22 protein-coding genes are annotated in these 26588 nt (G+C 38.1%); 12 read left to right on the top strand and 10 right to left on the bottom strand.

Annotated features, from left to right (window positions below; translation table 11 throughout):
• Positions 1 to 6 precede the first annotated feature (6 nt).
• From CIN_RS01460 to CIN_RS01450, 3 genes are all read right to left on the bottom strand, one after another.
• A complete protein-coding gene (locus CIN_RS01460) occupies positions 7 to 963 on the bottom strand; it encodes an acetyl-CoA carboxylase carboxyltransferase subunit alpha (RefSeq protein WP_008853276.1) in 957 nt (318 codons plus the stop codon).
• A 95-nt stretch (positions 964 to 1058) separates the two neighbouring features.
• Positions 1059 to 1964, bottom strand: a complete 906-nt coding sequence (locus CIN_RS01455) for a site-specific tyrosine recombinase XerD (RefSeq protein ID WP_008853275.1) — start codon at positions 1962 to 1964, stop codon at positions 1059 to 1061.
• A gap of 24 nt (positions 1965 to 1988) precedes the next feature.
• Entirely contained in the window at positions 1989 to 2522 is a 534-nt protein-coding gene (locus tag CIN_RS01450) for a hypothetical protein (RefSeq protein ID WP_008853274.1), read from the bottom strand.
• Between the two features lie 186 nt (positions 2523 to 2708).
• Here CIN_RS01450 and aroB point away from each other — a divergent pair, with 186 nt between their 5' ends.
• The 6 genes from aroB (at position 2709) to CIN_RS01420 (ending at position 11020) form a co-directional block, all read left to right on the top strand.
• Positions 2709 to 4358 (top strand): 3-dehydroquinate synthase, encoded by a 1650-nt coding sequence (aroB, locus tag CIN_RS01445; protein WP_008853273.1) that lies wholly within the window; start codon positions 2709 to 2711, stop codon positions 4356 to 4358.
• A gap of 297 nt (positions 4359 to 4655) precedes the next feature.
• Positions 4656 to 5795 carry an OmpA family protein gene (locus tag CIN_RS01440; protein ID WP_008853272.1) on the top strand — a complete coding sequence of 380 codons (1140 nt, stop codon included), beginning with the start codon at positions 4656 to 4658 and terminating at the stop codon, positions 5793 to 5795.
• Positions 5796 to 5922: 127 nt separating this feature from the next.
• Positions 5923 to 6375, top strand: coding sequence for a GtrA family protein (locus CIN_RS01435; protein WP_050798303.1), 453 nt, complete (start codon positions 5923 to 5925; stop codon positions 6373 to 6375).
• A 250-nt stretch (positions 6376 to 6625) separates the two neighbouring features.
• On the top strand, positions 6626 to 9271 hold the full coding sequence (alaS, locus tag CIN_RS01430) for an alanine--tRNA ligase (protein WP_008853271.1): 2646 nt from the start codon (positions 6626 to 6628) through the stop codon (positions 9269 to 9271).
• A gap of 157 nt (positions 9272 to 9428) precedes the next feature.
• Positions 9429 to 10121 carry a carbonic anhydrase gene (locus tag CIN_RS01425; RefSeq protein WP_008853270.1) on the top strand — a complete coding sequence of 231 codons (693 nt, stop codon included), beginning with the start codon at positions 9429 to 9431 and terminating at the stop codon, positions 10119 to 10121.
• 14 nt (positions 10122 to 10135) lie between these two features.
• Complete coding sequence (locus tag CIN_RS01420) at positions 10136 to 11020, top strand: endonuclease/exonuclease/phosphatase family protein (protein ID WP_008853269.1); 885 nt, start codon at positions 10136 to 10138, stop codon at positions 11018 to 11020.
• A gap of 14 nt (positions 11021 to 11034) precedes the next feature.
• On the opposite strand, the gene CIN_RS01415 is transcribed toward CIN_RS01420, so the two are convergent.
• Positions 11035 to 11931 carry a DUF2076 domain-containing protein gene (locus CIN_RS01415; protein WP_008853268.1) on the bottom strand — a complete coding sequence of 299 codons (897 nt, stop codon included), beginning with the start codon at positions 11929 to 11931 and terminating at the stop codon, positions 11035 to 11037.
• A gap of 276 nt (positions 11932 to 12207) precedes the next feature.
• Between CIN_RS01415 and CIN_RS01410 the strand changes: the two genes are divergently transcribed.
• From CIN_RS01410 to glyS, 3 genes are all read left to right on the top strand, one after another.
• Positions 12208 to 13071 carry a 3-hydroxyacyl-CoA dehydrogenase family protein gene (locus CIN_RS01410; protein WP_008853267.1) on the top strand — a complete coding sequence of 288 codons (864 nt, stop codon included), beginning with the start codon at positions 12208 to 12210 and terminating at the stop codon, positions 13069 to 13071.
• Between the two features lie 159 nt (positions 13072 to 13230).
• Positions 13231 to 14118, top strand: a complete 888-nt coding sequence (locus CIN_RS01405; RefSeq protein ID WP_008853266.1) for a glycine--tRNA ligase subunit alpha — start codon at positions 13231 to 13233, stop codon at positions 14116 to 14118.
• A 1-nt stretch (position 14119) separates the two neighbouring features.
• Complete coding sequence (gene glyS, locus CIN_RS01400; RefSeq protein WP_008853265.1) at positions 14120 to 16180, top strand: glycine--tRNA ligase subunit beta; 2061 nt, start codon at positions 14120 to 14122, stop codon at positions 16178 to 16180.
• Between the two features lie 4 nt (positions 16181 to 16184).
• Here glyS and CIN_RS01395 read toward each other — a convergent pair whose 3' ends face one another.
• From CIN_RS01395 to fzlA, 6 genes are all read right to left on the bottom strand, one after another.
• Entirely contained in the window at positions 16185 to 18719 is a 2535-nt protein-coding gene (locus tag CIN_RS01395) for a glycosyltransferase family 2 protein (RefSeq protein ID WP_008853264.1), read from the bottom strand.
• Between the two features lie 147 nt (positions 18720 to 18866).
• The gene (infC, locus tag CIN_RS01390) at positions 18867 to 19406 is read right to left on the bottom strand and encodes a translation initiation factor IF-3 (protein ID WP_040363668.1); all 540 of its coding nucleotides are present in this window, start codon (positions 19404 to 19406) and stop codon (positions 18867 to 18869) included.
• A 140-nt stretch (positions 19407 to 19546) separates the two neighbouring features.
• Positions 19547 to 21514 carry a threonine--tRNA ligase gene (gene thrS / locus CIN_RS01385; protein ID WP_008853262.1) on the bottom strand — a complete coding sequence of 656 codons (1968 nt, stop codon included), beginning with the start codon at positions 21512 to 21514 and terminating at the stop codon, positions 19547 to 19549.
• A 57-nt stretch (positions 21515 to 21571) separates the two neighbouring features.
• Positions 21572 to 22483, bottom strand: coding sequence for a glycosyltransferase family 9 protein (locus CIN_RS01380; RefSeq protein WP_008853261.1), 912 nt, complete (start codon positions 22481 to 22483; stop codon positions 21572 to 21574).
• Entirely contained in the window at positions 22480 to 23646 is a 1167-nt protein-coding gene (locus tag CIN_RS01375; RefSeq protein WP_170314016.1) for a glycosyltransferase family 4 protein, read from the bottom strand. Before CIN_RS01375 ends, CIN_RS01380 begins: the two co-directional genes overlap by 4 nt.
• Before the next feature lie 20 nt (positions 23647 to 23666).
• Positions 23667 to 24335, bottom strand: a complete 669-nt coding sequence (gene fzlA / locus CIN_RS01370) for an FtsZ-binding protein FzlA (protein ID WP_040363666.1) — start codon at positions 24333 to 24335, stop codon at positions 23667 to 23669.
• 301 nt (positions 24336 to 24636) lie between these two features.
• Here fzlA and minC point away from each other — a divergent pair, with 301 nt between their 5' ends.
• The 3 genes from minC to minE all read left to right on the top strand — a co-directional run bounded on the left by minC (position 24637) and on the right by minE (position 26512).
• Positions 24637 to 25344 carry a septum site-determining protein MinC gene (gene minC, locus CIN_RS01365; protein ID WP_008853258.1) on the top strand — a complete coding sequence of 236 codons (708 nt, stop codon included), beginning with the start codon at positions 24637 to 24639 and terminating at the stop codon, positions 25342 to 25344.
• A gap of 86 nt (positions 25345 to 25430) precedes the next feature.
• Complete coding sequence (minD, locus tag CIN_RS01360; protein WP_008853257.1) at positions 25431 to 26246, top strand: septum site-determining protein MinD; 816 nt, start codon at positions 25431 to 25433, stop codon at positions 26244 to 26246.
• A complete protein-coding gene (minE, locus tag CIN_RS01355; protein WP_008853256.1) occupies positions 26243 to 26512 on the top strand; it encodes a cell division topological specificity factor MinE in 270 nt (89 codons plus the stop codon). Before minD ends, minE begins: the two co-directional genes overlap by 4 nt.
• Positions 26513 to 26588 lie beyond the last annotated feature (76 nt).

The raw sequence follows: 26588 nt of genomic DNA, 5'->3' as shown, positions 1-26588 counted from the left end.
CTATTACTAAGCGTCTTGGCGACCCATCGCCAAGAATTTCTCTCTTCTTTGTGCTTGTAACACTTGTTGAGGAATATCTTTTAGTTGATCCAGAGCTTCTTGAATAGCGACTTTAACCGTTGCAATTGCAGCTTGAGGATCACGTTGAGCGCCTCCCAAAGGTTCTGCAACCACTTGATCAACTAATTTAAGTTTTAAGAGATCTTGAGCTGTTAAACATAAAGCCCCCGCTGCTTGTGCAGCCTGAGAAGCATCACGCCATAAAATAGAAGAGCAAGCTTCTGGTGAAATCACAGAGTAAATTGAATGTTCCAACATCAGGATCTTATCTGCTGTTGCCAAAGCAATTGCCCCACCAGAGCCACCTTCACCAATAATGACAGAAACAATTGGCACCGTCGTACGCAAACAAGTCTGGATAGATTTTGCAATTGCCTCTGCTTGTCCTCTTTCTTCTGCATCAATACCAGGCCAAGCACCTGGAGTATCAACCAAAGTAATAACAGGCACATTAAATTGACTGGCTAAATTCATCAAGCGTTGTGCTTTACGATAGCCTTCTGGTCTAGCCATTCCAAAATTATGTTCCAGACGTGTATCTAAATCAGATCCACGTTCAATCCCCATAACTACAACAGTTTGACCATTAAAGCGTCCAATTCCACCAACAACAGCGTGATCTTCTGCAAATAATCTGTCCCCTGCAAGAGGTGTAAAATCCTCAATAAATGTATTAATATAATCTAATGCATGAGGGCGTTGTGCATGGCGAGCAACTTGAACTTTTTGCCAAGGAGTAAGCTTAGCATACAAGGCAAGCAGTTGCTTTTCCACTTTTTCAACAAGCTGGTTCAATTCTTCTGAGATGTTCACATCTTCAGAAGAGTCTTCAACGTGCTGTAACTCAAAAATCTTTGTTTCAAGTTCAGCAACTGATTTTTCAAAATCTAAAAATTGACGCATAATAATTCGCAAATATCACAAATAAATAAAATTCTATAGCTTCTTTAATGGAAAAGCTATCATTTTATCTCAGCTGAGGCTTTCTCATCGCACTTTTACTTTTCTTTATTAGCCAAAGGATGATGGTTCTGCACTGTTTTTTGCAAATGCTCTGTCTGAACATGCGTATAAATTTGCGTTGTGGAAATATCAGCATGACCCAACATCATTTGTAAAGAACGTAAATCTGCCCCATGTGCCAATAAATGACTAGCAAAAGAATGACGTAATACATGAGGAGAAATTCGTTCAGGATCTAAATTAGCCATTAGTGCCACTTGGTACAAAATTTTATCAAAACCTTGACGTGTAAGATTTTTAGATGGATCACGACCAGGAAATAAAAAGATGCTTTGTAAATGGTAATCATGCTTCTTCAAATCAATGGCAGCCTCAACAGCGGATTCGGAAATCGGAATTAACCGCTCCTTTCCCCCTTTGCCATAAATTCTTAGAATCTTTGTATCTATTTGAATTTGATCTTTTCTAAGCTTTAACAACTCTGAAATGCGCAAACCAGAACTATAAAGAATCTCTAATGCGGCTTTTGCCACTAACCCTCGACGATAATCTTCTAGTAAATCACAAGCAACCAGTAAAAGGCCGACCTCTAATTCGGTCAAATATTTCGGCAATGTTTGAGGAAGATATGGATTCTGCAACAAATAAGTTGGATCATCCCCTCTTATCCCTTCTTTAACTAAGAAAAGATAGAATTGACGTAAACAAGATAGACGCCTCGCTGCTGTTCTAGCTGCTTTGCCTTCTCTTCCCATCCATTCAAAATATTGTTGAATATTTTCTTTAGAAGCGGATTCTAAATTTCCCTTCTGATTCGCGTTTAACAAATAAGAGGAGAAGTCTTCTAAATCCGCTTGATAGGCCTGTAACGTATTTTTGCTGGCGCCACGCTCTGCAGCTAGCATTTCTACAAAAGACTCTAAATACGCACCATCCATCATTAGCTAAACCACTATGATCTATAATTATTGAGCAGGATTTCCCGTTGCATTCCCTGGCACTGTCGCTGCTTGAGGCATTGCAGGAATAGCTTGTTGTTGCGGATTAGCTGCTGGTTGTCCAGTTACATTACCTTGCGCTGGGTTTTGTTGTGGAATAATCAAAGGAACTGTCGATTGTTGCTGCGGCTGCACTGTGTTACCAACATTATTAGGCACTGTCGCTGCTTGAGGCGTTGCTGGTGCTCCTTGAGGAATTGTATTTCCTACAGGCTGTCCAACAGTATTCGTTGTGTTTGCTGGTACTGCACTTGGTTGAGGCATGACGGGGATAGGTTGCTGTGCATTCACTGCTGGTTGCATCGTGTTACCCGGTGCAGAAGCAGATGGAATCGCTGGAATAGGCGGCATTGTTGCCTGTTGTTGAAATTTAGATAATGAAAGCACTTTATGAACTTCCTGAATTGGCATTTCAGGACCTTTTAACCCAAAAAGCATCACAACAATAGCAAATACCAAAACAATAAAGCCAATAATAATAACAATAGGACGACGCATCATCTTTCCTTAATTTTTTTTTAAATCTATGATTTATGTAATTTAGCCGTTACAATGACCTGTTTTCATAACATATCATTGTCGCCTTTACGATAGATTGTATTTGAAAACAAACCTAAATTTTATAATTTCAATATTTCTTTTAAACCACTATATTCAAAACATCTTACGCTATCTTCGGTATATTTAATGTTAAACAAAGAAAAAATAAAACACCAGCCTATTACTTTAATTGGTTTAATGGGGGCCGGAAAAACAACAATTGGTAGAAAATTAGCGCATTCTCTTTCTATTCCCTTTGTTGATTCGGACCATGAAGTAGAAAAAACAGCAGGCTGCACAATTGCTGACATTTTTGAACAATATGGAGAAGCTGAATTTAGACGTGTTGAACATGAAGTTATTCGTCGTTTGATTAAACAAGCTCCTATTGTCTTGGCAACAGGTGGTGGTGCCTTCATGCATGCAAAAACAAGAGCATTACTAAAAGAACGCACAACAACCATATGGCTTCATTGCAGTGTCGAAACACTATTAGAACGAATCTCTCATCATACCCATCGTCCTCTATTAAATTCTGGAGATAAACGTGAAATCTTATCCAACCTAATGATGACACGCTATCCTATCTATGCCGAAGCAGATCTTATTATTCCTTGTTATGACAATAAAGTCGAAACGACTTTATCACAGACGCTTTTAAGTTTGGAGCATGCAGAACAAATGCGTAAATTACCCATTCAACTTTCTAATACTCAATATAACGTCTTCATTGGACCACAACTCCTACAACAAGCTGGTGCTTTGATTTCTCCAATCTTGTCACAGAAAAAAGTCTTCATTATTTCTGATGAAAATGTCGCAACTCTTCATTTAAAGACACTAACAGATAGCCTAGACCTGGCACAAATAGAGCATGAAACTATTTTAATTCCACCTGGTGAGAATACAAAATCATTTAAATATTTTGAACAAGTTACCAATCAGCTTCTTGAAAAAAATATAGAAAGGAAAACACCTATTATTGCTTTAGGTGGAGGTGTTACAGGTGATCTCAGCGGCTTTGCTGCATCAACAGCCCTTCGAGGCGTTCCTTTTATTCAAATTCCAACTACCCTTTTATCTCAAGTCGATTCTTCTGTAGGCGGGAAAACGGGAATCAACACCCCTTCTGGTAAAAATTTACTAGGTGCATTTTATCAACCTCAAATTGTTATTGCTGATACTCATACACTAAATACCCTTCCCCAAAGAGAATTAAGAGCTGGATATGCTGAAATTGTCAAAGCTGGATTAATCGATGATCCAAAACTCTTTGAGTGGTGCGAAAAAAATGGGCAAAAAATCTTAGAAAAAAACCATCAATATTTAGACGAAGCCATAGAACGCGCATGCTCTTTCAAAGCACGAATCATCAAAAATGACGAGTATGAACAAAATGCAAAAGGCAGAAACCTATTAAATCTCGGGCATAGCCTTGGACATACCTTGGAAGCCGAACTCAACTACGACGGACGCATCCTCCATGGTGAAGCTGTTGCTTTAGGTTGTTGTCTTATCTTCAAACTTTGCACACAAATGGGAATATGTCCTCAAGAAGATACCAATCGTGTTATTCAACATTTCAAAAGCGTAAGTTTACCAACGTCAATCAAAGATCTTCCTACATCATTATCTGCTCATAATTTATTAAAACATCTTCAACATGATAAAAAAGTAAAAAACGGCAAAATTCTATTTATCTTAGTCAATGGAATAGGAAAAACCTTTACTTCTCAAGATATTACAGAGGATGATTTATTTAAATTATTAATAGCAGATGGATGCGTCGAAGCTTAATTTGTTGTATATAAAACACAGAATTAAATTTCTATTTCACTAATGACATTTCACAGATTGTCATTCCATAAAAATACAATTATTATCGTGTTTAATCTTTAACGGTTAAAAAAACCAAAGGTATATTGTGTTATTTTTATTACATGTGTTATATAACCGCATGTAAAACACAAAACCCTCTTGGTTTTACAGTAAAATAGATTAGATTAATATCTAGTTATAGAGTTTCATTATTTACGAGCTTCCGCTTTAACCGGCGTTCTATCGCTCAAAACGTAATTAAAAGGATAAGTCAAGATGCGTCTTCGTACAGCATTACTTGCAACTACTTTTGCAGTGGCAACACCAGCTGCAGCGATGGCTAGCACAATTACTGGCCCTTATGTTAGCTTGGGTGGTGGTTATAACTTAGTTCAAAATCAACACGCTTCATTCTCACCTACAACACGCGCAAGTGGTGTTGATAATGCAGCTGGAAGCAAATCTCAATACCGTCATGGTACAGGTTTCACAACTTTCGGTTCTGCTGGTTGGGGCTTTGGTAACGGTCTTCGTGTTGAAGTCGAAGGTGTTTACAACTACTCTAACATCAATGGCCGTAAAGGTACAACAGCTCCTGCTTACAAAACAAAAGGCCATGACCAAGGTTACGGCGGGTTAGTAAACGTTCTTTACGATATTGACCTACGTCAATTCGGAATCGATGTTCCTATTACTCCATTCGTTGGTGTTGGTGCTGGTTACCTATGGCAAGATATGGGTCCATTACAAACCAATTATAGAAATGGTAATGTAAACCGTCTTGGCGGAACAAATGGTGGTTTTGCATACCAAGGTATCGTTGGTGCTGCATACGACATCCCAGGTGTTCCTGGTCTTGCTGTTACAACAGAATATCGTATGATGGGTCAGCTAGACCAATCTACATATAAATCAACATCTTGGGTTAGCAGTGGTGTTTACAAAGGTAATGGTAAAGTTGATCATCGTTTCAACCACCAATTTATCCTAGGTCTACGTTATGCATTCAACACAGCTCCAGCAGCTGCTCCAGTTGTAGCACCTGTAGTAGTTCCACCAGTTGAAGCTGCTCGTACATACTTAGTATTCTTCGACTTTGATAAATATGCATTGACACCTCGCGCTCGTGAAATCGTTCGTGAAGCAGCTCAAGCATCTACACGTGTTCAAACAACACGTATCGAAGTTAATGGTTATACAGATACTTCATCTGCTCGTGGTGGCGCAGCTGGTGCGAAATACAACATGGGTCTATCACAACGCCGTGCAAAAAGCGTTAAAGCTGAGTTGATCCGTGATGGTGTTCCTGCTAGTGCAATCTTCACACAAGGCTTCGGTGAATCTCACCCATTGGTTCCAACAGGACCAAATGTACGTGAACCACAAAACCGTCGCGTAGAAATTATTCTTAAGTAATAAATTACTTAAATAGTAATTCTAAAAAGGAGGTATCTTTTGATATCTCCTTTTTTTTATAAAATAAGATACATACAAATCTTCATAATTTGTTAAAACCTTTTTAACAACAAAAGTATCCGTTTATATGTCCCTTCTGCCCCCTTTCTATCATATTATTCCTCAAAAATATCATGCAAAACTAATACAATTCATTAAATTTGGACTAGTTGGTTTTACAGGCTTATTGATGGATACATGTGTTGTTTATTTATTGAGAAATATAATTGGACTGAATGTTGCAACCTTAATTGCATACTTCGTAGCAGCCACATCAAATTGGTTTATTAATCGCCTATGGACATTTCATGGACTGGGTGAACAACAACGCATTCTATATCAATGGTTGAAATTTCTTATTACCAATAGCTTGGGTTTTCTTTTAAATAGAGGAACTGTTTTCTTTCTATTCTTTATCAGTATTGATTGTAGAACATATCCAGTTATTGCCTTACTTGCTGGTGCAATTGCAGGAATGTTTGCTAATTTTAATTTGTCACGCAAATTAGTTTACACCAATCGCTTTTCAAAAAAAGATTGATAAGTATTTATAAAAATTCGATTCTACAATATATTAGTTCAACTGTTATTAAATTGTCTCTCCAAACAAAATCTAGTCAATAACAACCACGATAAACTCTAAATTTTATTATAAAAATTTCACTTACTTTACTTGCAAAATATTCGGAAAGTAGTGAAATAGTTCGTAAAGCTTTATTACTCTATTTTTTTATCAAAAAATGTTTTAAATAGATAAAGTTTATATTCTGATTAGGATTACTTATTTTACCATGCGCAGTACAAACGAAATACGCTCTACATTTCTTGATTATTTTCAAAAAAACAATCATCAACATGTTCCCTCTTCTTCACTTGTTCCACAAAATGATCCAACATTGCTTTTTACAAATGCAGGAATGGTTCAATTTAAAAACGTATTTACTGGGCAAGAGCATCGTACTTACTCACGCGCAACAACAGCTCAAAAAGTCGTCAGAGCTGGTGGTAAACATAATGATTTAGATAATGTCGGATATACTGCACGACATCACACATTCTTTGAAATGATGGGCAATTTCTCATTTGGTGATTATTTCAAAGAAGGTGCCATTGAATTCGCATGGAATTTGATTACAAAAGAATTTGGTTTATCCAAAGATAAACTCTTAGCCACCGTTTATGCAGAAGATGAAGAAGCTGCAAATTTATGGAAAAAAATTGCTGGCTTCTCTGATGATCGTATTATTCGCATTAATACATCTGATAATTTCTGGCGTATGGGCGATACGGGCCCTTGTGGTCCTTGTTCTGAAATCTTTTATGATCATGGTGAAGATGTTTTTGGTGGCCCTCCAGGTTCTCCTGACGAGGATGGTGATCGTTTTGTAGAAATCTGGAACTTGGTCTTCATGCAATATTTTGAAGATCCTCCAGGAACACGTAATCCTCTTCCTCGTCCTTCTATTGATACAGGAATGGGACTGGAACGTTTTGCCGCGATTATGCAAGGGAAAAGAGATAATTTTGATATTGATACTTTCCAAGCATTAATCCGTGCTTCTGCTGACGTGACAAACACTGATCCTTTTGGTGCTCACAAAGTCAGTCATCGTGTTGTTTCTGATCATTTACGTTCTGCAGCGTTTTTAATTGCTGATGGTGTTTTACCTTCTAAAGATGGTCGTGGATATGTATTACGTCGTATTATGCGTCGTGCAATGCGTCATCTACATATGATTGGCACACAAGAACCAACATTCTATAAAATATTACCAGCTTTAATTACTGAAATGGGTAAGGCTTATCCTGAACTTATCCAAGCTGAAGCTTTAATTTCTGAAACATTAAAAGGTGAAGAAGAACGCTTTAAAACGATGCTAGATAGAGGGCTTTCATTGCTTGCTGATGAAACAGATAAACTTCCTAGCAAAGGAAAACTTCCTGGAGACGTTGCTTTTAAACTTTATGATACTTATGGTTTCCCTCTTGATTTAACCGCTGATGCTTTGCGAGAAAAAGGCTTTACTGTTGATCAGGAAGGCTTTGATAGCGCCATGAATGAACAACGTAGCAGAGCAAGAGCGGCATGGGTTGGTTCTGGGGATAATGCGACTGAAACTGTTTGGTTTGAATTCAAAGACAAACTAGGCGCCACAGAGTTCCTTGGATATAAAAACGAAAGTGCTGACGCTGAAATTCAAGCAATTATTGTCAATAATCAATCAGTGCAAGAAGCTAAAGAAGGTGATGACGTTGCAATCCTTCTAAACCAAACACCGTTTTACGGTGAAAGTGGTGGTCAAGCTGGTGACACAGGCTATATTACGAGCAAACATGGAACAGTTCATATTACCAATACACAAAAGAAGCTTGGTGATTTGATTGTTCACTATGGTAAAATTACTAAAGGTTCTCTTAAAGTTGGAGAATCAGTCTCAGCTGATCTTGCACACTCAGAGCGTCAAGCCATTCAAGCCCATCACTCTGCGACTCATCTTTTACATCAAGCGCTTCGTAATCAATTGGGTGATCATGTTACTCAAAAAGGAAGTTTAAATACGATTGATCGTTTACGCTTTGACTTTAGTCATTCAAAACCCTTAACACCAGAAGAATTAAAAGCTGTTGAAGCTGCTGTAAATGCAGAAATTCGTAAAAATGAAGCCGTCGTCACACGTATTATGACCCCTGACGAAGCAGTTAAAATAGGTGCTATGGCTTTATTTGGTGAGAAATATGGCGATGAAGTTCGTGTTGTTGCCATGGGTAGTAACAAAGAAACAAATAAAGCATGGTCAACTGAACTCTGTGGAGGCACTCATGTGTCCCACACAGCTGAAATCGGTTTATTCCATATTATTTCTGAAACAGGTGTTGCAGCTGGTATTCGTCGTATTGAAGCTGTTGCGGGCGCTGCTTCTGAAGCTTACTTCAAAGAAAATGAAGCATGTTTGCATGAGGCTGCCTCTTTACTAAACACTTCACAAGTTCAACTTGTAGAACGCTTACAACAATTACTAGATGAACGTAAATCTTTGAAACAACAAGTTTCTAAACTTCAGCATCAAATTGCTGTCGGTGGAGACGAACAAAGTAACGCCGAAAAAGTTGGCAATATTGAATATATCATGCGTAACCTTGGCGATGTTGCCCCTAAAGAGTTAAAATCTCTTGCTGAAGGTCTTGTCAAGAAAATGGAAAATGGCGTTGCCGTTGTCTTTTCTTCCTTTGGAGAAAAAGCCTCTTTTGTTGTGGCTGTCAGCAATGAGCTTTCCAAAACACTGAGTGCCGTTGATCTTGTTAAAATCGCTAGTGCCGCAGTTGATGGCAAAGGTGGTGGTGGCAGACCTGATATGGCACAAGCAGGCGGGCCCGAGGTTGGAAACTACCAAAAAGCATTTGATGCAATCCTAGAACAAATCAAAGAAAAAGCATAATAACTTCTCTACATAGCAGGTTTATCGACCTGCTATTTTTTTATTGTCACAAAAAATTCACACAGAATAGAATTGCAATATCTTCTTTAGTCCCTACAATAATCGTAATCTTCTTGCTGAATAACAGCTTCTTGGTTTTATAAAAGAAAGAAAAAATATGCCAGATATCAATCCTAAACAAATTTTATTAGATCTTTTACACGGTGTTAAACGTTTTAAAACAGAAAAATTCCCAGAACATAAAGAACTATTTGGTCAGCTGGCAAAGGGGCAATCCCCTAAAACATTGTTTATTACTTGTGCAGATAGTCGTGTTGATCCTGAACTGATTACGGATCAATCTCCTGGAAATCTATTTGTTCTCCGTAACATTGGAAATATTATCCCTGCTTATGGGAACGCAATGGGAGGGGTAACCTCTGCAATCGAATATGCTGTATGTGCACTAAAGGTCTCAACCATTATTGTTTGCGGGCACTCTGATTGTGGAGCGATGGATGCTTTAATCCACCCAGAAAAAACAGATAGCATGCCAGCAGTCAAAAGCTGGTTAAAATTCGCAGCAACTGCTCACGCTGTTACTGATGCTTTAGCTGCGACAGATGTTGGTCCTGAAAGTATTCAAGCATTAACAGAGCATAATGTATTATTACAATTAAATCATTTACGCACGCATCCTTCTATTGCTGCTGCATTAGCACGTAACGAGCTTGCTTTACAAGGTTGGTATTATGATATCCCTAATGGGCAAGTTTATGTTCTAAACGAAGAAACTCGTCACGATATGACCGTCAGCCAAGCCATTGACCTTTTACAAGGTCAAGTCGATGAACGTAAAACTCAAGAGTAATCTCTTAAAAGATAATGTATAATAAAATTCTTTTTGGTCTTTTTTATACATTATTCTTGTTGATTATCGACTCTGCACACGCAAAAAACCTTAAACTAGCCACTTGGAATGTCGAGTGGCTAGTTTCACAAAAAGACATTGAAGTCACCCCCATTCCGCATGATGTTCTCTTGAGACAACCATCTGATTTTCAAGAGTTACTTCAGTATAACAGTAAACTAGATGCTGATATTGTTGCTTTACAAGAAGTTGGCTCTATTGGAACTTTAAATTCAATCTTTCCGAAAAACCAATATCTATTCTTTATTTCAAACGATCCTGTTGCTCAACATCCCGCACTGGCTATTCGCAAGAATATTTTTGATCACATCCAACAAAACCCTGATTTAACCGAACTCAATCATGCAGCGTTTTCACGCCCTTTACGCAGTGGGTTGGATGTGACTGTATACACTCAACATGATAGCATCAGAATATTAGTTGTTCATCTCAAATCAGGATGTCAAGATTATCCGTTGGATCGTCAACAACTCAAGAAATCTTGTCTTTTATTAAAAAAACAACAGCCAATTTTACAGGAATGGATCAAAAAACGTCTAGAGGAAAAACAAGCTTTTATTATTTTGGGAGATTTTAATCGTGTTGTTTCTCCAAATGAGTTTTTTTTCAAAGAATTATCTACAAAAACCTCTTTAACAATCCCTACTGCTTACAAAGCAAATCCATGCTGGAATGGCAATTATTTTATTGATGGGTTTCTATTGGATCCCATAACCACACAATGGTTAATTCCCAACTCTTTACGAGTCATGAAATATAAAGAACAGGACAATGATCAGCAAAATAAACTATCTGATCATTGTCCTGTTTCAATTAGACTATCAATTCCTGATAAATAACTGATGAAAATGTATTAGAAACTATCATCTCCCCAGCTACCACCATCATCACCGCCACTATCGCCCCAGCCACTGTCATCTTGGCTACTACTATCTCCCCACCCGGAGTTATCTTGATACCCTGTATTGTCCGCAGCGCCCCAACCAGCATCTGAGCCTGTGCCAGCACCTGCATCAAACCCTGGATCAACGCCAGTCCCTGTTCCTGCAAATGGGTCTGATCCTGCAAACGGATCCGCGGCACCTGCTGTAGGATCTACGGCTGCGCCACCAGCAGCGCCTGCACCATGACCGCCACCAAACAATCCACTTAGCGCATTATAAGCAAACATCCCGCCAGCAACCCCAGCAGCTGTTGTTAAGGCACTACCTAAGAAGCCACTTCCACCACGATTAAACATTCCTTGTTGATATCCTGGCGGATAATTTTGTGGAGGTGGCGCACCATAAGGACCTTGCTGCCCAGGATAAGGGCGTCCTTGTTGAAATTGTTGTTGATTCCCTGGTGCTCCCCATCCTGGAGGTGGAGCTTGGTTTTGCTGCATTCCTTGATTTGGTTGGCGATTTCCACCAAATAATCCCCCCAAAAAACCACCACTATTTTGTTGAGGTTGTTGTTGGGCTTGCTGTTGCAATTGTTGCATTTGATGTGAAGCTTGTTGTAACTGCCACTCTAATTGGCGGATACGATTCTGTGCTTCCACTAATGCTGCCTCTTGAACAACGGCCATTTGAGTAACACGATAACTTGATTCTGGATATTTTTGAAAATTATCCTTAATCAATCGGTCCGCTTCTTGATCCAAAGGCGGTAACGGATTAGCCGCAGGAACGGAACCTGATGGCGCAGAAGATTGTCCTCCGACCCGATCAAAAAATCTATTAATAAGCTCTCGTTCTTCGTTATTCATTTCTTCATAACCTCTATAATAAGATGGAATTCAGTCATTATTATGTAATTTCCATCTATAAATTAACAAGTCTTTTCTTCATTTTACAAAATTATAAACAATAAAACCAATAAATAATCATAATAAAGTGAACTCAATTCATTTGACTTTACTCTTTTCACAAAAATAGAATTATTCGTAAACTAAAAAGAATAGCTCAATATTGACACATCATTTAAAGATTGAAACTGTTTTAAGCTTAGCACTTAATTTCATTACTTATTGAAAGAATACAAAATGTTAGATTATATCCATCGCCCTCTTTTAATCTGTGGCTCTGGGAATATGGGACGCAGAATAGCCACTGTTCTTGCTACCCAAGGAAATATGGTTCATTTATATGATTCCTCTTCTGAACAAACAGATTTATCCATTCAATATATCAATGAATATCTTCCTGAACTTGTCAAAGAAACCCCGAATGGAAAGCAAGCAACAGTAAAAGTTTTTAATGATTTAGAAAAAGCGTGTGAGAATGTTTGGCTTGCCATTGAATCTATCCCTGAAATCTTAGATGCAAAGCTCGATTTATTAGAGAAGCTTGATCAGCTCATCCCTCAAGATGCAATTTTAACCACAAATTCCTCTTCTTTCCCATCAAGCCAACTCACTAAAAACGTTAAAAATACACATCGTTTTATCAACACACATTTTTATCGTCCCCCCATTACCAAAGTCGTAGAAGTGATGGGCTGTGGGCATACAGACCCGAAGGTCATTGATTTCATGATGAAAGTCTTTACTGAATTTCATCTAAATCCTTTCCATGTCAGGAAAGAAAGTATTGGATTTATTTTCAATCGTATCTGGGCTGCAATTAAAAGAGAATCCTTATATGTTGCTGCTGAAGGTGTTTCTACCCCAGAAGAAATTGATCAAATTTTCTCTTACCTTGGAGACTTTAGACATGGTGCATTCCATTTGATGGATGAAGTTGGCTTGGACGTTGTCTATGATATTGAAAACCATTATGCCGAAGCTCGACAAGACATCCCAAAAGAACCTCGCCAATATTTACAAGACAACTTCCTTTCTAAAAATAAATTGGGCGTTAAATCAGGTTCTGGTTTTTATCAGTATAAAGACAAAAATATCAAATAATATACAAAGAAATTGACTACTTTTTATGTATAAAGAGCAAAATTCGTTAAATAATTTAATTTATTCCTTCTGAAGGATCAGATTGCTCTTATTTTTTTCCAGAAAACATTATAAAATACGTTTTAATTTTTATAATGTTTTCTGAGGACACTATTTTTTATGCCTTCAAACACAACTTCTCCACCATCCAAAAATGGTGCCTTATCTTTTCAAGGGCTTATTTTAAAACTTCATGATTTTTGGGATTCAAAAGGCTGTGCGATCTTACAACCTTATGACCTTGAGATTGGTGCAGGTACGCTTTCCCCTCATACCACGTTACGGGCTTTAGGAAATAAACCGTGGAAAGCTGCCTATGTACAACCTTGCCGCCGACCAACCGATGGACGTTATGGGGAAAACCCAAACCGCTTACAACATTATTATCAGTATCAAGTTTTATTAAAACCATCCCCAAAAGATAGCCAAGAGCTCCTCTTAGAAAGCTATAAAGCCATTGGCATTGATCCTAAAAAACATGATATTCGTTTTGTTGAAGATGATTGGGAAAACCCAACCATTGGTGCTTGGGGATTAGGTTGGGAAGTTTGGTGTGATGGAATGGAAGTCACTCAATTCACTTATTTCCAACAAGTCGGAGGCATTGCCACCAGCATTCCATCAACCGAATTAACCTATGGTTTGGAACGATTGGCAATGTATATCCAAGGCGTTGAAAATGTCTATGATCTTGCTTTTAACGATCATGGATTAACCTATGGTGAAGTATTCCTTAGAGCTGAACAAGATTATTCTCGTTTTAATTTTGAATGTGCAGATACAGAAATCCTCTTTAGCCATTTCAAAGATGCAGAAAAAGAATCTGAAGCTTTAGCTAATCAAAAACTTGCACAACCTGCTTATGATTACTGTTTAAAAGCCAGTCATTTATTTAATTTATTAGATGCTCGTGGCGTAATCAGTGTCAATGAAAGAGCTTCTTACATTGGTCGTATTCGTAACTTGGCCAAACATTGTTGCGAAACTTGGTTAGCGGAGGAGAAATAAGATGTCAGAACTTTTTATCGAGCTCTTTTCCGAAGAAATTCCAGCACGCATGCAACGACAAGCGACAGAGAATTTACAACGCCTTCTCTGTGATGCTCTGGATAATTTATCCCCTGAAAATATTAAAACCTTCAGCACCCCTCGTCGAATTGCTATTCGTTTAGATATTCAAAACACGATCCCTGCTCAAGAAGTGCAAGAACGTGGCCCACGCACAACGGCACCTAAAAAAGCATTAGATGGCTTCTTACGTAAGCATCAAGCTCAGAAATCTGATCTGATCGAAGAAAACGGTTTCTGGGTTTTACAAAAGAAAATTGCTGAAGTCTCTGCAACTCATTTTATTGCACAAATTTTCCCTCAAATTCTATGGAAATTTCCTTGGCCAAAATCTCAGCGTTGGGGCTGCGGTAGTCAATTCACATGGGTAAGACCTTTGCATCACATTACTTGCCTTTTAGATGGAAAAGTCATTCCATTAGTGCTTGCCACTGCAGACGATGATGCTCATGGTTTGGTTTGTGATAATAAAAGCGAAGGCCATCGTTTTCTTGCTCCACAAATTTTCGAAATCCAAAATACTAAACAATGGGAAGAAACATTACTTTCTCAATTTGTTATTGCTGATGTCGATAAACGTCGTGAAAAAATCCTCAGTGAAATTACAGCATTAACCGAAAAAGCAAATTTACAACTTGTTCCTGATGAAGGCTTGTTAAACGAAGTCACAGGATTAGTAGAATGGCCAGTGCCTTTATTAGGTAAAATCGACGAGCTTTTCATGGATTTACCTCCTGAAGTAATGCAAGTGTCTATGCGCGTGAACCAACGTTATTTTGCTCTAAAAAATAAAGATGGCTCCCCTGCCAATGCTTTTGCATTCGTTGCCAATATTACCCCTGATGATGAAGGTAAATTGATCATTGCAGGAAATGAACGTGTTTTACGCGCTCGTTTTGCAGATGCGCGTTATTTCTGGGATCAGGATCGCAAAACATCTTTAGAACAACGCAACCAACAACTTCAAAATGTGATCTTCCATGCGAAGCTTGGCAGCCAGCATGAACGTATTCAACGCTTAGAACGGTTAGCAGGATATCTTGCACAACAATTAAAACATGATGAGAAACTCGCAAAACGTGCAGCACTCCTTTGTAAAGCCGATTTAACCACAGGTATGGTTGGTGAGTTCCCTGAAGTTCAAGGAATTATGGGCGGATATTACGCCAAACATGACAAAGAAGCTGCTGAAGTCGCTCTAGCTATTTCTGAGCATTATAAACCCGCAGGCCCAAGTGATAGCGTACCTACTGCACCGACCTCTATGATTGCGGCTTTATCAGACAAGATTGATCTGCTTACAGCTTTCTTTGCAATTGGTGAAAAACCAAGTGGTTCTGGTGACCCTTATGCGCTTCGTCGTGCAGCTTTGGGAATCATTCGTATTATTCGTGAGAATCAACTACGTTTAGATATCAAAGCACTCTTTGAATTCGCTATTGCTGGCTTACCAGATGCTTTACAAGCATCCAGTGATCTTGGTGCCTTGGCAGAATTTATTTATGAACGCCTTTATGTTCAATTACGAAGTGAAGGATCGCGTTATGATATCCTTTCCGCCGTTGCACCAACTAAACAATTTATTGACCTTGTTGAGTTGTTAAAGAAAGTTGAAGCTATCACTTCCTTCTTGGAAACCACAGATGGCAAAGACTTACTTGCTGCAGTGAAACGCGCCAGCAATATTCTACGTATTGAAGATAAAAAAGATGGGCCTCATCAAGGAAAATCTGATCAAAGCTTATTTACCAAAGGTGAAGAAAAAAATCTTGCTTCTGCTTTAGAAAAAGTAGTTGCCCAGATCAATACCACCTTACAACAAGAGCAATTTAGTGAAGCGATGAACAGCATTGCAACCCTGAAAGGCACTTTGGATCTATTCTTTGAAAACGTAACCATTAATGATGAAAATCCTGCCATTCGCAGCAATCGTCTAAAGTTACTTTCTCAAATCGACCAGGCTGCTAGCCTGATCGCTGATTTTAATCAAATCGAGAAATAAATTCTTATTTCTCTGTGGCCTCCGTTTTTTCTGGATTACTTAATTCATAAAAAAGCGGAGGTCTTACCACAAAATTAGGTGAATATGCAGGATCACAGGTGTAAATCGCTTTACGCCCCCAGCTATTGTTCATATATTCTTTTTCATAAGAAAAACGCTCTTCGTGCTCTGGACAATCATCCGTTCCTCTTGAGAGGCTCTCATGATGTACAGCCATACAATCTGCACTGAAAATCACTTTGTACCCAGCCTCTCTGGCACGTAAGCATAAATCAACATCATTGAACGCAATCTTCAAATGATTTTCATTAAAGCCATTTAGCGCTTCAAAAACACTCGCTTTAATCAACATCATCGCTGCTGTGACCGCTGTTAGCTCTTGAGATAAAACAGAACGACAAGCATAGCCAAATTCTTCAGCCTCTAAACCTCTATTCATATGATCACCAATGACTTCAGGGCCGACAACAACACCTCCATGTTGTACCCTACCATCGGGATATAATAATTTTGCACCAACGATTCCAACATCCTCGGATAATAAGGCTTCATTTACTAAAATATGCAGCCACTTAGAATCGTTAACAAAAACATCATTATTTAAAAATAAATAAAAGTCACTTTTGAATTGTTGAGTTGCAAGGTTATTCAACCGAGAAAAATTAAATTCTTCATAAACCGGTAAAACTTCAATCCTTTCATATTTAGAGTATTCTTCTAAAAACGCTAACGTTTCAGCCTCATGAGAAGCATTATCAACCAATATAATCTGATAATTTTTGTAATCTGTATATTCTAGTAAACGATCAACACATTCTTTCGTTGTATGCACTTGATCTTTAAAAGGAATAATAATCGTAACCAAATCAGATTGCGCTTTTTTCCACTCTACTTGATATGCAGTAAATCCTTTAATAGACCCAACTTTAGCCGATTTTTTAATTCGTTTTAAATGATCCTGAACGCAAGCAACCCCAGCCTTAATCGCATAATCTTTATTATCTACGGTTTCCGCAGTAGAACCTGCTGTTTTACGCCAATGATATAAAACTTCAGGAACGTGATGAATTTGTTGATGAGGAATAATTTCCGTTAATCGTAATAAGAAATCATGATCTTGAGCCCCATCATATTTAGAATCCAATGCTCCTGCTTGCTTGACCACATCGGCATGCACCATCACAAAGTGGCAAATATAATTTAATCCAAGCAAATAACGATAATTAAAATCTGGTTTAAAGTGAGGCTCAACAAAAGCTCCAAGATCATCAACTTTATCCTCATCAGAATAAAGCATTTGTGTTTTATGCAACTGCGCAGAACCAATCATGATTTCTAAAGCCTGGGGAACTAGCACATCATCATGATCAAAAAAAGCAATCCACTCCCCTGTTGCTTTTTTAATCCCAGCATTCGTAGCTGCTGAAATCCCTTTATTTGTTTTTAAAGCAACAGACTTAATTCGAGCATCTTGTTTAACGAGTTGTTTAATTTCTTTTTGGATATCAACGGACTTCCCACCATCATCAACAAGGATCAATTCCCAATTTTGATAAGTTTGCTTTACCACAGACTCGACAGCTTCTTTAAAAAATTTAATTTCTGGCTGATATACAGGACAAATAATTGAAATTAATGGTGTTTGAAACTCGATATTTTTGATCGCCAGATCCAAATGCAACTTCTCTAACCGTTTAGGCAATAAAGAATAATACTTCTTTGCCCACGAACCATACTCATTAATCACATATTCAGAACCACTGATTAAACGTTTTAATTGAGATCGCAGCGTTGCCATTTCTTTGTAAAGGAAGTCAATCTGATTATTCACTACCAAAAGCTGTTGCTCTAATAAATCATCAATTAATGTCGTCTCATAAGGGCTACCTTGCAGCTCTATTTGCTCTGGCATAACATAAACACGAAAAACAGATCGAACCCGTTTACGTAATGCCCTAGGAACAACAACAGCAAAACCACACCGTGCATCTGCGTTAACTGCACTGGCAACATCACCACGGAACTGATTAGCCTCCACAGTTTTTAAATGACGACCATCCATCGTCACCATTACTTGACACTTACCAGAATATTTTCCTGTAGACGTATCTTGTTTTAAAACCCAACCGTGAATAGCTCCATTTTTCCAACCATCCATACAAGATAATATTTTAACTTTATCTTGTGGTTGCTCTTCAAGCTGGAAAGGAAATGCTGCAATGCCTTCTGTAGGATTCTTTTTGGTTAGAATGGAAATAACATTATTATCTGGGAAACGAAAAGAAAGCTTATGCGCTTTTCCATCTCTAAATGCATTGGGGATAGCAAATTGGAATCCGATATCACTACGGAAAAAATTGATCTTTTCCTGAATATCTTCTCTACTTTGATCGCATTTTATCTCTGCAACCTGTTGATCATCAATAAATGCCAATACAGTTACATAATCTCGAGGAGAAGAAACATTAATAGCCCAGCCCAGGATAACATCGTTTCTGACTTCTTGGCAAAAACCCGTAAAGCGAGATTGTGTTGTCATCAAAAACTATCCTTTATACAACTAAGAGTATTTTAAAACATCAAAAATGATAAAGGAAATTTAATCGATCATTACTAGAAAAGCGAGTTCTTTTATTCATGTAAATAATAAAAAAGGTATGTAATCTCTTACATACCTTTTTTTGTTTTAACGTGGAGCTAAAACCATAACCATCTGACGATTTTCAAGCTTTGGCATTTGCTCTACTTTTGTCTCAGCTTCCAAATCTAAACGGAAACGCTCTAAAAGTTGAACACCCAATTCTTGGTGGGCCATTTCACGACCACGAAAACGAAGAGTTAATTTAACCTTGTCACCACTAGCAAGAAAACGCTTTGCAGCATTTAACTTTACCTGATAGTCGTTTGCATCGATATTAGGACGAACTTTCAGTTCTTTAATCTCGATAACTTTTTGCTTTTTACGCGCTTCGTTTTTCTTTTTTTGCTGTTCGTATTTGAACTTGCCGTAATCAAGAATTTTTGCAACTGGTGGTTCTGCATTTGGACTTACTTCTAACAAGTTTAACCCAACCGCATGCGCCATTTTCAACGCTTCACGAGTTGCAACAATACCTAACATTTCGCCTTCAGCACCAACGAGACGAACCTGAGGTGCACGAATCTCCTCATCAACAAGCGGACCTTCGCGGTTTGTTGTGGGAGGAGTAGATGTCTTTACTACTATGGTTAGTTTTCCTTCTAACTGTTTACCTTAGAAAGACATAACCCTATTTGGCAATAAATGCACATATATTCTGTATGAGACTCTTTCTAAAGGTATAAAAATAATTTGATTACTATTATAGTCTATTTTTCTCGAACGATCTAGCCTTCACATTGAAGTTTTGACTTTTGTTTTGCAACAGGAACACGATTATGATCTGGAGGTGTTGCTTCTTTGCTTAATAACGCAATAGCTTCCTCTAAACCAAGAACTTCCTGTGCAGCACCGCCTAGCCTACGAATAGCTACTTTTCGTTCTTCGACTTCTTTACGCCCAACAACCAAAATTGCTGGAACATGTTGAAGGCTATGTTCACGAATTTTTGCATTAATTTTTTCGTTTCTAGCGTCAAGTTCTACATTCATTCCTCTTGATTGTAATAACTCGACCACTTCTTGGGCATATTCTTCAGCATCATTAACAATCGTTGCCACTACAACTTGCACTGGTGCTAACCATAACGGGAAAGATCCAGCATATTGTTCAATAAGAATCCCAAGGAAACGTTCAAAAGAGCCAACAATCGCACGGTGCAACATAACAGGACGATGTCTGGCACTATCTTCACCAATATAAGATGCTTTCAAACGTTCTGGTAATACATAATCAACTTGTAATGTACCACATTGCCAATCACGACCAATCGCATCACGTAAAACAAATTCAAGCTTAGGACCATAGAAAGCCCCTTCACCTTGGTTCAATTCAAATTCAACACCAACCTGTTTACAAGCATCCTTCAAACTATTTTCTGCTTTGTCCCATGTCGCATCGTCCCCTGCACGTTTTTCAGGGCGATCAGAGAATTTAACACGGAAGCTTTCAAACCCAAGATCCTTATAAACCTCAGATAACATATGCACAAATAAAGCAGTCTCAGCTGTGATCTGATCTTCACTACAGAAAATATGCGCATCATCTTGAACGAATGAACGCACACGCATAATCCCATGTAAAGCACCAGAAGGTTCATAACGATGACATGCACCAAATTCAGCCATACGCAATGGAAGCTCACGATAAGAACGCAAGGTATGATTGAAAATCTGAATATGACAAGGACAGTTCATTGGTTTTAAAGCATAGGTACGATCTTCATCTTCGACCGTTGCGATAAACATATTCTCTCTGAATTTTTCCCAATGTCCAGAAGCTTCCCACAAAGAGCGATCTAATAATTGTGGAGTCCGCACTTCAACATATCCATAACGACGTTGGATTCTTTGAATATAATTTTGTAATGTTGTATAAAGCTGCCAGCCTTTTGGATGCCAGAAAATAGAACCTGCTGCATCATCTTGCAAATGGAACAAATCCATTTCTTTACCAATACGACGATGGTCACGACGCGCAGCTTCTTCTAATTGAGTTAAATACGCATCAAGTTCTTTTTTATCACGCCAAGCCGTTCCATAAATACGTGATAACATCGCATTTTTAGAATCACCACGCCAATAAGCCCCAGCAACTTTGGTTAACTTAAACGCAGAACCAACATCCGCAGTTGTACGCATATGTGGGCCACGACAAAGGTCTAACCAAGGCCCTTGCTGATAAATAGAAATCGTTTCTGTTTCTGGCAAATCACGGATCAACTCTGCCTTATAATGCTCACCAGCTTTTTCAAAATGCTGAATAGCTTCATCACGAGGCATGACTTGACGAATAAAAGCCTCATTACGTGCCACGATTTCATGCATACGACGCTCAATACCTTCTAAATCTTCAGGTTTGAATGGTTCATCACGTGCAAAATCATAATAAAATCCATTGTCAATTGATGGACCAATGGTGACTTGTGTGTTCGGATAAAGTTCTTGAACGGCCTGAGCTAAAATATGAGCAGTATCATGACGGATAAGTTCTAACGCGGCTTCATCTTTTCTAGTGATAAATTTAACAGCTGAATCTTCGGTAATTTCCAAAGATAAATCAACCAATTCACCATTAACTTCCATTGCCAACGCTGCTTTAGCAAGCCCAGCACCAATAGATTGTGCAATCGTTAAGCCTGTTACTGACCCTTCATATTGTCGAACGGAACCATCAGGCAAAGTAATAGAAAGCATAATCAAATCTCCAGAACAAAAAACAAATCTAATCTTTATATTAAAATAACAAGAAAACTAATGAACCCACTTCAAGGCTTGTGCAACCTTTTTTACAGTCAGATCTTTTAAATTTTCTTGGCATATTATCTTCACATCATCCCCACGTGGTGCCGTTAGCAACGGATCACTACTTGAAGAGAATAAAACCACACTTGGACAACCCACCATCGCAGCTAGATGCATTGGCCCCGTATCATTCCCCAATGCAAACTCTGCATGTTTCATAATACCTCCCAATTGTAACAAAGTTGTTTGTCCAATTAAACTAATTATTTGCGGGCACTGCGTTTTTATTATTTCAACAAGGTTAGCTTCAGAAGGACTACCAATAATTACTGGCTGTATCCCTTTATCAATACAAAGCTGTGCAATTTGACCATAATACTCCACAGGCCAGCGCTTTTCAGGACGTTTAATAGAGCAACCTGGAACCAATATTGCATAAGGTTGTGGAAGAGATAGCGTCTCTTTATATAACCAAGATAAATGAGGCTGCGGAAAAATAGAAACCCTTGCGCGTTGCAACTGATCCTTCTGACGATCAATCGTATGCATATCATTACGATTAGGATTATCATGAGGATGCGATGCGCCTTTTGCAATCCCAGACCATTGTGGTTGACCTGCCCACTTAAAATAACGACTGGAACGCCCAGAAGTTTGCAAGTCATAAACAAAATCATAACCTTGTAGTTTTTTCTTTAACTCGAGCCATCCTGCAATATTTAATATATGCGGTTTATAGTCTATGATCACACGATCAAACCACGGACTATGTGATGCCAAATCAGCGAAAGGCTCTGTCGTTAGTAATGTAATTTCATCTTTTAAATGATGATGACGAATAGCTTCAAACGGATAAAAACTCTGTACAAAATCTCCGAAAGCACCCAAACGAATCACCAAGATTTTCAAGGGCTTCGTCATAAGCAATTTAATTGCTTTGTTTCAGGCAATAATTCATTGTAAACACGCAATGTCGCTTGTTGCATTTGCTCCAACGTATAACTTTCTTGCACATCTTCTCTTGCTAGTCGTCCGACCCATTGTAAGTCTGCTTCAGATGCTTCCATCAACTCTTGCAATATTTTTGCTAAATCATCAGAGTTCCCAGGCTCAAAAACATAGCCTGTCTTTTTATCCTTAACCGTTTCCGCAGCACCACCATGATTCGCAACGACTACAGATCTTTCCATTGCTTGTGCTTCAATAACCACCCGACCAAAAGGTTCTGGTTTTAATGACGGAACAACAACGATATTTGCCAGCATAAAAGCCGCTGGCATATCCTGACAATTACCAACAAAATATAACCGATCGCGTACATGTAATTGATTGGCTAAGGTTAATAATCTTTGCGTAAATTTATCTTTACCTTTTGATGGCCCAACAAACACACAGATCCACTCTTGATATTGTTGCTGTAACTTTGCCATTGCAAGAACCAATAGCTCATGCCCTTTCCACTCTGTCAAACGTCCAGGTAGTAAAATAACCTTTTGTGTTTCAACAATTCCCCATTTCTTCGCAAGATCAGCAACTCTCTCTCCAAAAGAAAGGTTAGGGTCAAAATTTGTTAAATCAACACCTCTAGGAACAATTCTTAACTGTTGCTCTTTTACCCCATAATGCGTCTTCAATCGATCTGCAATATAATGACTAATCGCAATAACACGCTCGCCTTTTGTCATGACTTGATTATACCAGCGCTTGCCACGCCAAGTTTCACTAAACACACCATGCCAAGTCGTAATAAAATGTGCTTTTGTCTTTTTTATTGCTAACCAAGCCGACCATGCAGGCGCTCTGGACCGCACATGCACAATATCAACACGATATTCTCTAATAACTTTTTCTAACGCAAACTGATTTTTCCAAATAACCCAAGGCTTTTTAGAATTTAAAGGCAAATCAATATAAATTGCCCCCATTCTCTCTAAAGAATTTTTCCAAATACCATCTGCACTTGCAACAATAGCAATACCACCTGCTGCGATAATCCCCTGTGCCATATCAACCGTACCACGCTCAACACCGCCTGTGCCTAATGCAGGTAACACTTGTAAAATAACAGGTTTATCAGACATCATGCTCCTTGATCCCATATAGGCTAAAAATCTAAATCTGCATAATGTTTAGGAGGAACAACACCACTAACACGATCGTTTAATAATGCACGAAAACTTGGACGGGATTTAATACGAGCATACCAGTCTTTAACAATGGGATTTTTATCCCAGTTCACGTCACCAATAAAATCCAACGAAGACAAATGTGCCGCTGCTGCAAAATCAGCCATAGATAAATTACTACCAGCCAACCAAACCCTATTTTCCGTTAACTCTGCAATATAATTCAGATGTGTTTTGATGTTCTCATACCCTTCTCTTAATGCCTGTGCATTTGGATTATTATTTCCAAAAAAACGTTTAAATGTTTTTTCATAGAGCAAATTATTCGTTACTTCACGATTAAATTTATCATCAAACCATGCTGTTAACCGACGAACTTCTACTCGCTCAGCAAGTGTGCGCCCCATCAAAGACGTATCAGGATATGCTTCTTCCAAATACTCACAAATGGCATAAGAGTCTGGAATAGTTAATCCTGTCTCTTCTACAAGAACGGGAACCATGCCCGCAGGATTAATTTCAAAAAATTCTGGTCTTCTTTTCCATACCGTCTCTGTCATCAATTCAAATGACAAGCGTTTTTCAGCCATAATCAGGCGAATTTTGCGACTAAAAGGACAAAGAGGTAGATGATATAATATACGCATATAATTTAGCCATTGTTTCTAAAAATATCACAAATGAACAACACTTAGCATTTTACTCTTAAAATTAATATCATTATCATTGTTATTCTTACCAATCTATAGAAATATTAATAAGAATAAGATTTACAACACAAAAATGTTATAAAAGTCACTATTTTTTATAATTTACAAAAAAAATAGATATTTAAGTGACAAAAATTGTAAAATGAATATAAACATTAATTTCTAATTTTCATCCATAATAAAACATTATAGATTGATTACATCGTTTTTTCTGCTTGTATAATAGGAATTATTATTCGTGCCAGACACTTCCCCATCCCTTCCTCAAATCCGTATCCGAGGTCGTTCTTTCTTATCCTTAGTACTGACACCTGAGACCCCTTTATCTGACTGGATTGCCAGCCTAGATAAACAACTTGAACGCTCTTCATTTTTTTTCTTAGGTAAACCTGTCATTCTTAACCTTGAACTTCTTTCTGGAGAAGAAGAAGGATTAGAAGATTTACATATTGCTTTAAGTAAAAGAAATATCCAAATCATCTCTGTTGAAGGTGGGTCTTCAACATGGAAAGCTGTACAAAGTTGGCCCAAAACATTTATTTTTGGCAATGGAAAAAATATCGATAATTTAGATATGCCAAACAATCCTCCTGCACCTAACACACCAACACCTTGCCTTATTGTTGATGAACAAATCAGATCTGGACAAAGTATTTTATTTCCAGAAGGAGATGTAATCGTCACAAACTCTGTTGCTTCTGGTACAGAAATTGTTGCTGGAGGATCTATTCATGTTTACGGTGCATTACGAGGCAGAGCCATCGCAGGTATTAGTGGGCAACCAAAAGCTAGAATATTTGCTTATCAATTAGAAGCAGAACTCATGGCAATCGATGGTTATTATATGACTGCAGAAGAAATTGAACATGGCTTAAGCATGAAAGCCGCACAAGTATATTTAGATAATGATGTCATGACTGTAGCACCTTTATCAAAAATCAAATAATATCTATATTTTATATTAATCTCTAGTATTAATAGGTCTATATAAAATAATAAGTTTCTAAACTGTAAGAATTTAAGGGAAATAATATGGCAAAGGTAATTGTTGTTACCTCCGGAAAAGGTGGGGTTGGTAAAACAACATCAACAGCTGCAATTGGTGCTGCCTTAGCACAAACAGGGCAACGCGTTGTTGTGATCGATTTCGACGTTGGTCTCAGAAATCTTGATCTGGTTATGGGTGCTGAACGACGCGTTGTATTTGACTTTGTAAATGTCATTCAAGGCGAAGCGTCTTTATCTCAAGCATTAATTAAAGATAAACGTGTTGAAACACTTTATATTCTTGCAGCATCCCAAACTCGTGACAAAGACGCCTTAACCGAAGCAGGCGTAGGAAAAATCATCACAGAATTAAAAGAAAAATTCGATTGGATTATCTGTGACAGTCCTGCTGGTATTGAACGCGGCGCTAAAATGGCAATGCATTTTGCTGATGAAGCCATCATCATCACAAACCCAGAAGTTTCTTCCGTTCGTGATAGTGATCGTATTATCGGTATTTTAGACAGCACCACTGAAAAGGCTCTAAAAGGTGAAAAAATCGTAAAACATCTTTTAATTACCCGTTATGCTGCCAACCGTGCCAATCGTGGTGATATGCTCAATACAGATGATATCCTTGACATTCTTTCTATTCCCCTCATCGGAATTATTCCCGAAAGTGAAGATGTATTAAAAGCATCTAACTTAGGATCCCCAATCACTTTATCATCCCCAAATTCTGCTGCTGCACGCGCCTATACAGAAGCTGTTAAACGCCTACAAGGCGAAAAAATTGAAGTTACAATTCCTACTGATAAAAAAGGTTTCTTTGACTGGTTGCTTGGAAGGAGCGGATCATGAGCTTTTTTTCAAATTTCTTTGCTAAAAAAAATAGTGCCCCAGTTGCTAAAGATCGCTTACAAATCCTCCTTGCTCATGAACGCTCTTCTATGGCTGGAAATTCAGATTTATTACAAAAACTGCAAAAAGAAATTATGGAAGTTATTCAAAAACATATTTCTATTGACCAAGAAAAAATCCAAGTCAAAGTTGATAGAGGTAATGATTTTTCTACGTTAGAAATTGATATTGAAGTGCCTCAAACTAATCAAGCCGACGAGAAATAACTAATCTTTTCTTCTGATTAAATCAACAATAAAAAGCCAGATAAATACTAGTATTTATCTGGCTTTTCTTTTACTC

This window comes from Commensalibacter intestini A911 (genome assembly GCF_000231445.1).
Taxonomy (GTDB): Bacteria; Pseudomonadota; Alphaproteobacteria; order Acetobacterales; family Acetobacteraceae; genus Commensalibacter; species Commensalibacter intestini.
Note: the sequence above shows the minus strand (reverse complement) of the source record. Positions and strands in the feature narration are given on the sequence as shown.